At 48.8% G+C, this 13,052-nt stretch carries 11 protein-coding genes; 8 read left to right on the forward strand and 3 right to left on the reverse strand.

Translation table 11 applies throughout. From position 1 onward, the window contains the following. Nucleotides 1-45 precede the first annotated feature (45 nt). From DWY93_RS10405 to ppdK, 5 genes are all read left to right on the forward strand, one after another. Nucleotides 46-1,359, forward strand: coding sequence for an ATP-binding protein (locus DWY93_RS10405; RefSeq protein ID WP_117471054.1), 1,314 nt, complete (start codon nucleotides 46-48; stop codon nucleotides 1,357-1,359). Between the two features lie 445 nt (nucleotides 1,360-1,804). Next, nucleotides 1,805-2,614 (forward strand): sporulation transcription factor Spo0A, encoded by an 810-nt coding sequence (gene spo0A, locus DWY93_RS10410; protein WP_015555104.1) that lies wholly within the window; start codon nucleotides 1,805-1,807, stop codon nucleotides 2,612-2,614. Between the two features lie 139 nt (nucleotides 2,615-2,753). Next, nucleotides 2,754-4,199, forward strand: coding sequence for a glycogen synthase GlgA (gene glgA, locus DWY93_RS10415; protein WP_117471055.1), 1,446 nt, complete (start codon nucleotides 2,754-2,756; stop codon nucleotides 4,197-4,199). A gap of 35 nt (nucleotides 4,200-4,234) precedes the next feature. Further along, entirely contained in the window at nucleotides 4,235-4,693 is a 459-nt protein-coding gene (locus tag DWY93_RS10420) for a divergent PAP2 family protein (protein WP_117471056.1), read from the forward strand. A 277-nt stretch (nucleotides 4,694-4,970) separates the two neighbouring features. Further along, nucleotides 4,971-7,610 carry a pyruvate, phosphate dikinase gene (ppdK, locus tag DWY93_RS10425; RefSeq protein ID WP_117471057.1) on the forward strand — a complete coding sequence of 880 codons (2,640 nt, stop codon included), beginning with the start codon at nucleotides 4,971-4,973 and terminating at the stop codon, nucleotides 7,608-7,610. Between the two features lie 155 nt (nucleotides 7,611-7,765). Here ppdK and DWY93_RS10430 read toward each other — a convergent pair whose 3' ends face one another. Beyond that, a complete protein-coding gene (locus DWY93_RS10430) occupies nucleotides 7,766-8,974 on the reverse strand; it encodes a ribokinase (RefSeq protein ID WP_181968531.1) in 1,209 nt (402 codons plus the stop codon). On the opposite strand from DWY93_RS10430, the gene DWY93_RS10435 reads away from it, so the two are divergent. Further along, nucleotides 8,963-9,259, forward strand: coding sequence for a nucleoside hydrolase (locus DWY93_RS10435; protein ID WP_242990591.1), 297 nt, complete (start codon nucleotides 8,963-8,965; stop codon nucleotides 9,257-9,259). The genes DWY93_RS10430 and DWY93_RS10435 overlap by 12 nt on opposite strands. 171 nt (nucleotides 9,260-9,430) lie before the next feature. Here the strand turns inward: DWY93_RS10435 and ilvN are convergent, their stop codons facing one another. Continuing rightward, nucleotides 9,431-9,904 (reverse strand): acetolactate synthase small subunit, encoded by a 474-nt coding sequence (ilvN, locus tag DWY93_RS10440; protein ID WP_015555091.1) that lies wholly within the window; start codon nucleotides 9,902-9,904, stop codon nucleotides 9,431-9,433. A gap of 12 nt (nucleotides 9,905-9,916) precedes the next feature. Then, nucleotides 9,917-11,539: a biosynthetic-type acetolactate synthase large subunit gene (gene ilvB / locus DWY93_RS10445; RefSeq protein WP_117471060.1), complete on the reverse strand. Its 1,623-nt coding sequence runs from the start codon at nucleotides 11,537-11,539 to the stop codon at nucleotides 9,917-9,919. A 364-nt stretch (nucleotides 11,540-11,903) separates the two neighbouring features. Here ilvB and DWY93_RS10450 point away from each other — a divergent pair, with 364 nt between their 5' ends. Together DWY93_RS10450 and DWY93_RS10455 are read left to right on the forward strand one after the other, a co-directional pair. Next, a complete protein-coding gene (locus DWY93_RS10450) occupies nucleotides 11,904-12,593 on the forward strand; it encodes a hypothetical protein (protein WP_117471061.1) in 690 nt (229 codons plus the stop codon). Between the two features lie 201 nt (nucleotides 12,594-12,794). Further along, nucleotides 12,795-13,028 (forward strand): hypothetical protein, encoded by a 234-nt coding sequence (locus DWY93_RS10455; protein WP_117471062.1) that lies wholly within the window; start codon nucleotides 12,795-12,797, stop codon nucleotides 13,026-13,028. Nucleotides 13,029-13,052: the final 24 nt, after the last annotated feature.

Raw genomic sequence — 13,052 nt, forward strand, 5'->3', positions numbered from 1 at the left:
AGGCTGCCAGGTTTCGGAAAAATCCCCGGAAAGAGAGGAAACTATATGAACGAGATCGTATCAAACCTGCTCGTATACGGCAGCCTGCCGGAAGACTCGATCCTCTGGCAGCTTGCGGATATCTGTGAGAAACTGAAAGATGGAACAGAGACGAAGGCGGCGCTCAGAGGCCGCGTTTTCCACCAGGTGAAGAATCTTCTGACGGTTGCCACAGACTACGCTTTTGACAAGAACTTATGGCACAACTACCTGACATTCCTCCTGATCACGAATGAGAATCCGTTCAGCCTCGTCTGTGAGAAGATGGGGGCTCAGGAAGGAACGGTCAACAACTTTGTGACCCACGATTTCGACATGTTCAAGGAACTGTTCGATTACGATTTTTCCTGGCTGGAGAAAGAACTCTCCATCGATTGCTTCACACAGCTGACCCACTACCAGGCAATCCGCAAAAAAGAGCTGATGTACAATAAAAATGTCAGCGAGAAAGTGAGAACCTTAAGCGAGAAGCTTGAGACGGCCGAGTCAGGCGCAGATTTCTTCCAGTATGTGACGGAGTTCTACAAAGATTACGGTGTCGGCATGTTCGGACTCAACAAGGCATTCCGCATTGCTGAGAACAAGGACGGATCCGTCCGCTTCCTGCCGATCAACAACATGGATGCCGTTATGCTGGATGATCTCATCGGCTACGAGCTTCAGAAGAAGAAACTCGTGGAGAACACCCAGGCGTTCTGCGACGGAAAAGCGGCGAACAATGTGCTGCTGTACGGTGACAGCGGTACCGGTAAATCCACCAGCATCAAGGCTATCGTCAACCAGTTCTATTCACAGGGTCTGCGCATGATCGAGATCTACAAGCATCAGTTTAAGGATCTCTCCACGATCATCGCCCAGATCAAGAACCGCAACTACAAGTTCATCATCTACATGGATGATCTCTCCTTCGAGGAGTTTGAGATCGAGTACAAGTTCTTAAAGGCTGTTATCGAGGGCGGAGTCGAGACAAAGCCGGACAACGTGCTGATCTATGCCACATCCAACCGCCGTCACCTCATCAAGGAGACGTGGAAGGATAGAGAGGACATGGAACACAGCGAGGATCTGCACCGCTCCGACACCATGGAGGAGAAGCTCTCTCTGGTCAACCGCTTCGGCCTTTCTATCTTCTATGCGAAGCCGAACAAGGAAGGTTTCAACGAGATGGCGGTGGTTCTCGCGAGACGCGCAGGCATCACTCCGGAGGTTATGAGCGACGAAGAGATCTGCTACGAGGCGAACCGTTTCGAGATGCGCGGTGGCGGACTTTCCGGCCGTACAGCGCAGCAGTTTGCGAATTACCTGCTCACAATTAAATAAAAACGACAGAATACGAGAAGACCCGGTATGGAAACATGCCGGGTCTTTTTTATGTAACGGGAAATTCCGAGGAATTCCCCGTTACATAAAAAGGCACTGACGTGCCAAAGATGCACACTCGCGCGAAGATGTAGATCGTCGCAAGCGACCGCGCGAGGCGCGAGAATGTGCCAAGGCACATTCTTTTTAACATGTTTGCTGTTAAAAAATGTTAAGAAAAAAAGATATAGTACTAAAAATAGATACAAAGCTCGCAAAACAACGAAAAATCACGAATGATTTTGAAATTGTACACCTATTTCGGATTGGATTCGACAAGGGGGCAATACTATAATGTCTATATTCCTACCGGGGATGCTCAAAAAGAAAAATATCATGTCAGACGCCCGGCCGGAACGGGGAAAATGACCGAAAAAGAAACTTTATGTGTTACAGGAGGAGCATTATGGCAGAATTATCCATTGCGATTGCAGATGACAACAGACAGACTTTGAATTTACTTGGCGAAATTCTGGAAAAAGAAGATGGGATCCATGTAGTTGGGAAGGCGGATAATGGCGAGGACGCGTACAACATGATCGTCCGCACGAATCCGGATATTGTTCTCATGGATGTGATCATGCCGAGACTGGACGGAATTTCCGTCATGGAAAAAGTAAAAAACAACACGCAGATGAAGAACCACCCGTCCTTCATCATGGTGACGGCGGCCAGCAGCCAGGATGTGACAGAGGACGCGTTCCGGCTCGGAGCTAATTATTATATTATGAAGCCCTTCAACAGGGATATTATTCTGGATAAGATCCACAGAGTCTGTCGCGGTCGGATAAAAGCGGCAGGTGCGGTACATACGGATGTGAAGAAGGTACAGCCGTATCTTGATAAAGAGACCTATATAGAACAGAATCTCGAGACGGATGTGACCCAGATGCTGCATGAAATCGGAATTCCGGCCCATATTAAAGGATACCAGTATCTGAGAGATGCCATCATCATGTCCGTCCGGGATACGGAGATGCTGTCCTCTGTCACGAAGATCCTTTATCCGACCATCGCGAAGACCCACAAGACGACACCGAGCCGCGTGGAGCGCGCCATCCGCCATGCCATTGAGGTTGCCTGGGGCAGAGGAGAGCTTGATACCCTGAACAGCCTCTTTGGATACACGGTGAACGGCGGCAAGGGGAAACCGACAAATTCTGAATTTATTGCGCTGATTGCAGACAAAATTCGACTGGATTATAAACGTATCTGAAAAATCTGAAAAATCTGAAAAAGCAAAAAGACCCACTTTCTAATTTCCGAGGGATGTGTTATACTGAATCTAATAGCGGGGCATGGCATTTTTGCGGATTTTCCCTGCCATGGAGCAAAAAGTGGAAGGATGGGTTATCATGAAGAAAATATTGTTTGTCGCTTCCGAGGCTGTACCTTTTATCAAGACCGGCGGACTTGCCGATGTTGTGGGATCCTTACCGAAATGTTTTGATAAAGAATATTTTGATGTGCGGGTCATGATCCCGAAGTATCTCTGTATCAAGGATAAATTTTTGAGCAATCTTACTTATGTAAATCATTTTTATATGGATTACCTGGGACAGAGTCGTTATGTCGGAATTCTTGAATATGTATATGAAGGGATTACCTTCTATTTTATCGATAATGAGAGTTATTTCTGGGGCGATAAGCCATATGGTGATTGGTATTATGACCTGGAAAAATTTTCATTTTTCTCACAGGCAGCGTTATCCGCACTTCCTGTGATCGGATGGAGACCGGATGTGATCCACTGCCATGACTGGCAGACTGGACTGATCCCTGTATATTTAAAGGGAAGATTCGGAGAGGGAGAGTTTTTCCGCGGAATCAAGTCCGTCATGACGATCCACAACCTGAAATTCCAGGGCGTGTGGGATGTAAAGACGATCCAGAGATTCTCGGGACTCCCGGACTACTTCTTTACACCGGATAAGTTAGAGGCATACAAAGACGGAAATATGTTGAAGGGCGGTCTTGTGTATGCCGACGCGATCACGACGGTCAGCAACACCTACGCAGAGGAGATCAAGACCCCGTTCTACGGAGAAGGGCTTGACGGACTTATGCGGGCGAGATCCGGCGATCTCCGTGGGATTGTAAACGGTATCGACTATGATGTCTTCAACCCGGAGACGGATCCGGATATCGTTCAGAATTACAACGCGAAAAATTTCAGAAAAGAGAAAGTGAAAAATAAACGCGCGCTTCAGGAAGAGCTTGGTCTCGCGAAGGACGATAAGAAGTTCATGATCGGTATCGTCTCAAGACTCACGAACCAGAAAGGTCTGGACCTGATCCAGTGCGTGATGGACGAGATCTGTACGGATGATGCGCAGCTGGTCGTTCTTGGAACCGGAGACGAGAACTATGAGAATATGTTCCGCCATTACGACTGGAAATATCATGACCGCGTATCAGCGCAGATATACTACTCCGAGCCGCTGTCCCACAAGATCTACGCGGCCTGCGACGCGTTCCTGATGCCGTCCTTATTTGAGCCGTGCGGTTTGAGCCAGCTCATGGCGCTCCGCTACGGAACGGTGCCGATCGTCCGCGAGACAGGCGGCTTAAAGGATACGGTATGGCCGTACAATGAGTTCGAGGGAACAGGAACAGGATTCTCCTTCGCGAACTACAATGCCCACGAGATGTTGAATATTATCCGCTATGCGAAGCATATTTACTACGATAAGAAGCGGGAATGGAATAAGATCGTTGACCGGGCGATGGCTGTGGACTTCTCCTGGAAGACGTCTGCCGGAAAGTATCAGGAATTATATGACTGGCTGATCGGATACTAAAATGACTTGGAAATACTGACATAAAAGAGGAAAACATGACAATGTGGAATGAATTTCTGGGAAACCAGATACTGATCAGTGCAGTGCTCGGATGGACAGTGGCGCAGTTTTTAAAGACCGTGATCGATATGGTGATTAATAAGTCTTTTAATCCGGAGCGGATCTTCGGCTCCGGCGGAATGCCGAGCTCTCATTCAGCGACGGTCTGCGCGCTTACGACGGCATCCGGAATGAAGTATGGGGTGGGAAGCTTTGAGTTTGCCATCAGCTTTGTTCTCTCGATGATCGTAATGTACGACGCGATGGGCGTAAGGCGGGAGACCGGAAAACAGGCAAAACTGTTGAACAGCGTTTTCTTTGAGAATATCCTGAATTTAGACGGAGTTTTTCTCCAGGAAAAACTGAAAGAATATGTGGGACATACGCCGCTACAGGTAGTTGCGGGAGCGGTTCTTGGTATCCTCCTGGCAGTGCTCACTGGTAAATTGTACTAAATTAAAAGAAAATTGTGTACAATTTTGACCAAGAAAAACGACGGAAATTTACAGAAATATGTGAAAAAAACACGAAACTTTTATAAAGGGATGTTGCAATTTTTGGCAACATCCCTTATAATATGTACAGGCCTTTTTTCCGACACTCGATTTTTTTGGGCGATATTTCCAAACCGGAGTTACGTGATGGGGGAGCGGAAGTATTGTAGGGGAGCAAAGAGATGAGGGCAATATAGACATCTTAGTCTAAACTAAATTCTAGGAGGAATAACAACTTATGGCAAAGTGGGTTTATAAGTTTGAAGAAGGCAGCGCGGCAATGAGAAATCTTCTCGGCGGCAAAGGCTGCAACCTTGCGGAGATGACAAATCTTGGCATGCCGATCCCGCAGGGATTCACAGTAACAACAGAAGCCTGCACAGACTACTACAACAGTGGAAAACAGATCACAAAAGAGATCCAGGATCAGATCTTTGAAGCTTTAGCATGGCTCGAGGGTGTAAACGGAAAGAAATTCGGTGATACCGAGGATCCGTTACTTGTATCTGTACGTTCCGGTGCACGTGCATCTATGCCGGGTATGATGGATACCATCTTAAACCTCGGTTTAAATGATGTAGCAGTAGAAGGTTTCGCAAAGAAGACAGGTAATCCGCGTTTCGCATATGACTCCTACAGAAGATTCATCCAGATGTATTCCGACGTCGTTATGGAAGTTCCGAAGTCCTACTTCGAGAAGATCATCGACGAAATGAAGGAAGCAAAAGGCGTTCACTATGATACAGAGTTAGACGCTAACGATTTAAAGGAGCTTGCTGAGAAGTTCAAAGCTGTATACAAAGAGGCTATGAAGGGCGAAGAGTTCCCGCAGGATCCGAAGGAACAGTTAATGGGAGCTGTGAAAGCTGTATTCCGTTCCTGGGACAACCCGCGTGCGATCGTTTACCGTCGTATGAACGATATTCCGGGCGACTGGGGTACCGCAGTAAACGTACAGACAATGGTATTTGGTAACAAGGGTGAGACATCCGGTACAGGTGTTGCGTTTACACGTAACCCGTCCACAGGTGAGAAGGGTATCTTTGGTGAGTACCTGATCAACGCACAGGGCGAGGACGTTGTTGCCGGTGTTCGTACTCCGCAGCCGATCTCCCAGCTTGAGAAAGACCTTCCGGAGTGCTACAAGCAGTTCATGGAACTGGCTATGAAACTTGAGAATCATTTCCACGACATGCAGGATATGGAGTTCACGATCGAGGAAGGTAAGCTCTACTTCTTACAGACACGTAATGGTAAGAGAACTGCTCCGGCTGCAATCCAGATCGCATGCGATTTAGTAGATGAGGGACAGATCACTCCTGAGGAAGCTGTTTGCAGAATCGAAGCAAAATCCCTTGATCAGTTATTACATCCGACCTTCGATCCGGCTGCATTAAAGGCGGGCGAAGTGATCGGACAGGCTCTTCCGGCTTCCCCGGGTGCTGCAGCTGGTAAAGTCTGCTTCACAGCAGATGACGCTAAGGCAGCTGGTATCGGCGGCAAGGGCGAGAGAGTGATTCTGGTTCGTCTTGAGACATCCCCGGAGGATATCGAGGGAATGCACGCTGCACAGGGTATCTTAACAGTCCGCGGTGGTATGACATCCCACGCAGCAGTAGTTGCACGTGGTATGGGTACCTGCTGTGTATCCGGCTGCGGCGAGATCAAGATCAACGAGGAGAAGAAGGAATTCACACTCGGCGGACATACCTTCCACGAGGGCGATTACATCTCCTTAGACGGTACAACAGGTAAGATCTACAACGGTGATATCAAGACTCAGGAAGCATCCGTAGGCGGAAACTTCAAGAGAATCATGGATTGGGCTGACTCCTTCAGAAAACTTGGTGTCCGCACAAACGCTGATACACCGGCTGATACAAAGAACGCAGTTAAGCTTGGCGCAGAGGGCATTGGTCTTTGCCGAACCGAGCATATGTTCTTTGATCCGGAGAGAATCCACAACTTAAGAAGAATGATCGTTTCTGATACAGTAGAGGCAAGAGAGGAAGCATTAAGCAAACTCCTTCCGTACCAGAAGGGCGATTTCAAGGCTATGTACAAGGCACTCGAGGGCAGACCAATGACAGTTCGCTACTTAGATCCGCCGCTGCATGAGTTCACTCCTAAGACAGAGGAAGAGATGGCTGATCTTGCGAAAGATATGGGCATCACTGTTGATGAAGTAAAGAAGAAATGCGACGAACTTCACGAGTTCAACCCGATGATGGGTCACCGTGGATGCCGTCTTGCAGTTACCTATCCGGAGCTTGCAAAGATGCAGACACGTGCCGTTATGGAAGCAGCGATCGAGGTTCAGGAAGAAGATGGCTACGATATCGTTCCGGAGATCATGATCCCGCTCGTTGGCGAGAAGAAAGAGCTCAAGTTCGTGAAAGACATCGTTGTTGAAGTTGCTGAGCAGGTTAAGAAAGAGAAAGGCTCCGATATGAAGTACCACATTGGTACAATGATCGAGATCCCGCGTGCAGCTCTTACTGCAGGCCAGATCGCTGAGGAAGCTGAGTTCTTCTCCTTCGGTACAAACGACCTGACACAGATGACATTCGGCTTCTCCCGTGATGATGCCGGTAAGTTCCTTGATTCCTACTACAAGGCAAAGATTTACGAGTCTGATCCGTTTGCAAGACTTGACCAGACTGGTGTTGGCCGTCTCGTAGAGCTCGCAGTTAAGGAAGGACGCGCAACACGTCCGGAGTTAAAGTGCGGTATCTGTGGCGAGCACGGCGGAGATCCGTCTTCCGTAGAGTTCTGCCACAAGGTTGGCTTAAACTACGTAAGCTGCTCACCGTTCCGTGTACCGATCGCAAGACTTGCTGCAGCACAGGCTGCTCTTCATGAGAAAGGTTACAAATAGGATATAATGAGATCGTAAGATCATAGGAGACCCCTGGGAAATTTTCCCAGGGGTCTTTTTGAGCATATGCGTCTGTAAAATAAAAATGCCCGGATATTTTCCTGCAAAATGTCGATAGTTTTGCCTGGAAAGGATATCTGAGCATTTTTTACATATTAACTTATAGGCTTGTTGAGGAGTTCCGGCTCCACCTGATGAATATAAGCTTCCAGCGTATGTCTGTCCGGCAGAGAGGATGTAGTTCCCTGACGGGTGACCTCCAATGCAGCGGAGCAGGTGGCGATCTTTGCAGAGGTGACGAGGTCATATCCGTACATCATGTAGGAGACCAGGGCGCTGATAAAGGCGTCGCAGGCACCGGAACTGTCGATGGAGATAATGTCCCTGGCAGGGATCCGGCATTCACAGCCAAATTCCCGGCTCTTGATGTAGGAACCGTCAGCCCCCAGTGTCACGATCACGGTTCCGATTCCGGAATCAAGAAGACGGTCAACGGCTTCATTGATATCTGCGGCATCCGGCACGATCTCAAATAATTCGCTGTGGTTTGGAATGATCATGTCGATCATGGAGAGAAGCTTATCCGGCAGCACGGAACAGGCGCTCGGCTTTAAAACGGTCCGGATGTGTTTATCTTTACAGATCTCGCATGCTGTGAGAAGTGTTTCTGTTGGGACTTCTGTCTGCATCAGGCAGCAGCGGGCATTCGCGAAAAGTTCCTCATTGAGGGCAATGATCTGTGGAGTCAGGGCGTTGTTTGCGCCGGACATAATGGAGATCATGGAGTTTCCATCCTGCTGTACGAAGATATAGGCCTGTCCGGTCTGCTCATTCCGGCAGCGTTTTAAGCCGGTCTTGTCCATCGTATAGCCGTGGAGGTAATCGAAGATCGTATCCGCGTCCACGTCGTCCCCCATGCAGCTGATCGGTACAGCGAAATGGCCGAGCCGTGAGAGTCCCACGGACTGGTTTAAGCATTTTCCGCCTGGATAGGTGGCGGAGCTTGCAGTGCGGACTGCTTTTCCGGTGTGTGGCAGCTGGTCAAAGTTTAGATACCGGTCCATATTTGTACTGCCAACGACGATCACTTTCTGGGAAACGGACAGGTAAGGTGCACCTACCGAGGAAAGATCGGTGAGAACCGGGAGTGCGGTGAATGGCTCAGATTTTCCTCCTTTCGCTTCTATGATCTTTACCAGGGAAGTGAGAGCATGACGTCCGCATTCGGTGTGCGGCACCGGAATCACGGAGATCGGCGGATACGTCTGCGGGAGTTCGTAATCATCGATCAGGGAGACGACGGAAATAAGGTTGCTGATGTGTGTGCGAACCTTCTTTCCTTTGCGGCAAAGATGTATGGTCACTCTGAACTCTGCGATGCCAGCACCGTGAGCTGGCTTATCGATCCGGCAGTGGTGAAAAAGAGCCTGATGGTCCATATCGATGTGGAGACAAAGGGCGAATTCACCCGCGGAATGACCGTCTGCGACTGGAGAAAGTATATGGGCGAGGACCCGAAAGAGGATCTCTCCCACGAAAAGCAGGTGGATGCGGACGGAAAAGAGCCGAACGTCGAGATGGCGATGGAATTTGATAAGAATCGTTTCTGGGAATTGCTCGTTGAGACGTTGAAAGAATACGGGAAATAAGGAAAACAAAAAATGTCATGGAAACCGGAGATTCCTTTTTGAGGCGCGGTTCCATGACATTTTTAACAGGCACTAACGTGCCAAAGATGCGCACTCGCGCGAAGATGTAGATTGTCGCAAGCGACCGCGCGAGGCGCGAGAATGTGCCAAGGCACATTCTTTTTTATGAGATCAGTCTTTCGCCATACAGATCGTACCTGTTCTCTGGAGCTCCAGAATACCAAAGCTTCTTACCAGTTCAATAAAGTCTGTGAGAACATCCGGTGCGGCATGGAACTCAATGACCATACTCTTCGGGGAGACGTGGACGATCTTGGCGCCCATGACGCTGCAGAGCTCGATCAGGGAGCTGCGGTTCGTTGCGGAGTAGGAGACCTTGATGAGCATCAGCTCGTGAAGTACACTGCGGGTTTCTTCAAGGCGGCGGACTTTGATCACGTCAAGCTTCTTGTTTAAGTGTTTCTCAATCTGATCGACGGTACGTTGGTCGCCGGTGGAGACGATGGTCATGCTGGAAATATCATGGCGCTCCGTCTCGCCTACGGCCAGGCTGTCGATGTTGAAGCCTCTTCGCGCGAAAAGACCGGATATCTGGGAGAGAACACCGTCTTTATTTTCTACTAGTACAGAAAAAATACCTTTCATCTTGCGTTCTCCTTATTTTGTGTTGTTGTGGCTGTCGACTTCGCAGACCATGATGCAGGCCTTGTCGCAGGCGAGGAAACGGTTGAGTTCTGCGTCGAGAGTCTCGTTGCTGTCGCAGTGGAAGTAGTCCATATCGTAGGCAGCGGCGATCTCCGCATATTTCGGATAATCATAGAGCTGGACACCGAAATAGTGTTCCTCGTAAGTCTTCTCCTGATGCTCGCGGACGAGACCGAGATAGTGGTTTCTCATGACAAGGATCTTTATCGGGACCTTGTTTACTGCGATGGTTCCAAGCTCGTACATGGACATCTGGAAAGAACCGTCGCCGCAGACAACGACAACCTGCTTGTCCGGCGTACACATCTTCGCTCCGATTCCGGCCGGGATGGAATAGCCCATGGTTCCCATGCCGCCGCTTGTGAGAAAACGGCCGTTCTTCATCACATAGTTGTCGGCAGACCAGAGCTGGTTTTGTCCGACATCCGCAACATAGATCGCATCATCGTCCATCTTCTCAGAGAGATGCTGGACTAAAAGCATCGGATTTACGAGTTTGTCGCTGAAGACACGGTGGTCTACCGTACTTTTTTTGATATCCTGAAGTGTCTCAATCCAGTTTGCAGTATCGATGGAAATATTCTCCTGCAGCAGGCGGTCGAAGATGCTCTTGATATCACCGACAAGCGGGATCGTCGGTCCGAGGTTTTTGCCGATCTCGGCGGTATCGATATCGATGTGGATGATATTTACCTGCTGTTCCAGATTTTCCGGCTTAGGAACGGCGCGGTCAGCGATCCTCGCACCGGCAATGATCAGAAGGTCACTGTTTGCAACGGCGCGGTTCGCGTAAGGTTTTCCGTTATTTCCAAGCATTCCGAAGTAAAGCGGGTGGTTCTTCGGCATAACGCCGATACCCATCATGGTTGTTACAAGCGGAATATTGTTCTTCTCACAGAACTGGCGGACACATTCTTCACCGTTTCCGAGGATAACGCCGCCGCCGGCGCAGATCAGCGGCTTTTTCGCCTTGTTGATTGCGGCGACTACCTTGTGCATCTGCGGGTTGTTTCCCTTTGTATTCGGCTTGTATCCGCGGATATTGACCTCGGATGTGTAGTCGAAGGATTTCTTTAAGAGGTCCATCTGGACATCGCAGGGAATATCGATAAGGACCGGTCCCTTTCGTCCGGTGGAGGCGATATAGAAAGCTTCCTTAAAGATACGCGGAATATCATCGGCGCTTTTTACAAGATAGCTGTACTTAACGAAAGATTCTGTGGAACCACGCATGTCGGCTTCCTGGAATACATCACGTCCAAGGAGATTGGAGTTTACCTGCCCGGTGATCGCGATAAGCGGAATACTGTCGGCGTAAGCTGTCGCCAGTGCCGTGATCAGGTTCGTCGCGCCTGGGCCGGAGGACGTTACGCAGACTGCGGCCTTTCTGGAGATGCGGGCATATCCGCTTGCGGCGTGCCCGGCAGCCTGCTCCTGACGGACAAGGACATGCTCGATGGTTCCGGCATTATATAAGGCCTCATAAAACGGGGAGATCGCAACGCCCGGATATCCGAAGATCCTGGTTACGCCCTCTTCCTCGAGGCATTTGACCATAGCTTCTGCACCATTCATAATAACTTAAAATACCCCCTCAAGTAAGCGTTTAAAAGATGTCTGGGGGCAAAAAAATGATGATTTTGCCCTTTAAAATCTTTGAAGATAGTTAATAAGAATTATATCGCATACTGAGAGGGGATGTCAATGTGGAAAGGTGTGGATGTCCATGTATTTTGCCAGTGTTTTGCCGCTTTTTCATAAGAGAAGTGTAAGAGAGGATTCGTTGCATTTCGGGACAAGATAGGATATAATGAGATGTATGCGTAAAAAGGAAAAATGTGTTCGAAAGGAAAAGAACCCATGGAGGTCAGAAGCTGTGCTGCTTAAAAAGAAGTCAGTACAAAATGGAAACAAAAGGATCGTATAGAGGTGAATCACTATGAAAAAATCAATCAAGACAGCTATTTTCGCATGCGTCTTCGCGGTGGCTTTCCAGATTACGGCTTTTGCCGGATTTTCCTGGAGAGTTGAGAGCGCGGACAGCTCCTACGTGGGGACGACGAATGTGACTGTGACGAATACATCGGGAAAGAAAGAGACGGAAGACGCGCCGATCGTGCGGAAGGGCGCGGTGGTGACGTTTACAGAGGCGGCTGCCAGCGCGACATATACCGTGAAGGCATATGACGGAATGGGAAATCCGATCAGGGATTTTAATGCGTCTCTTGGAACGATAAAAAAAGGTGGAACACTTCAGTATACACTGGACTGGAACGCGAGAAAATCCGAAGGAAAGTCTTCCTACACCGGACAGGCAGGCGTTTTTGAGATCCAGGCGAAGGATTCCGACGGAAAGACCTGGAGACAGAGATTCGTGATCAACAATGTCTGCGCATCGGGCGTTCTCTCCAATATGTATCTCTACAGCAAAGGCACGTTCTACCAGTGGAAGAGCAATTCCAAAGGCTGGTGGGTGGACAAGAAGTCCGGCGGATACCTCACAAACGCCTGGTTCCAGTCGCCGGTGAGCGGACTCTGGTACTATATGGGCGCCGATGGGTATATGCTGACGAACACGACGACACCGGACGGATATAAGGTGAACGCCAGTGGTGTGTGGGTGAAATAAATAGAGGTCCCGAGGAACTGATATTTTCTGTTTGTTGGACGAAAAATAATTTTACTTAATAGGAAAGATTCTCAATAAAGATATTCCATTTTCTTTTAAAGAGAGTATGATGAAAGCAGTTAGAAATAACTAACATGCGGTCACGAAAAAGAATGCAGCCGCTTTAATAATACTCCTCCGGGAGGGAAATGGAGCAGAATCATGGGAAGATTTTATCAGCTTTCAAAGAAAATTTCGGAACAGGAAGTATCAGAGATCATGCGGGAAGTGCTGGAACTCCCGGAGATTAAAGATGCAGAGATCGTCGATGGCAAGGTCAGAGTTGAGACGAAGGACAATGTGTTTGCCGACGTGATGAGTACCGTTGTGAATATTTTCCGCCGTGTGGCAGGTGGATGTGAGCTGTCCTTTGTGGGATTTGCTTATAAAGATTGATCGGAAATCAAAATCTGAAATGTG

Origin of the sequence: Clostridium sp. AF28-12, assembly GCF_003435225.1 — a bacterium.
GTDB lineage: Bacteria > Bacillota > Clostridia > Lachnospirales > Lachnospiraceae > Pilosibacter > Pilosibacter fragilis.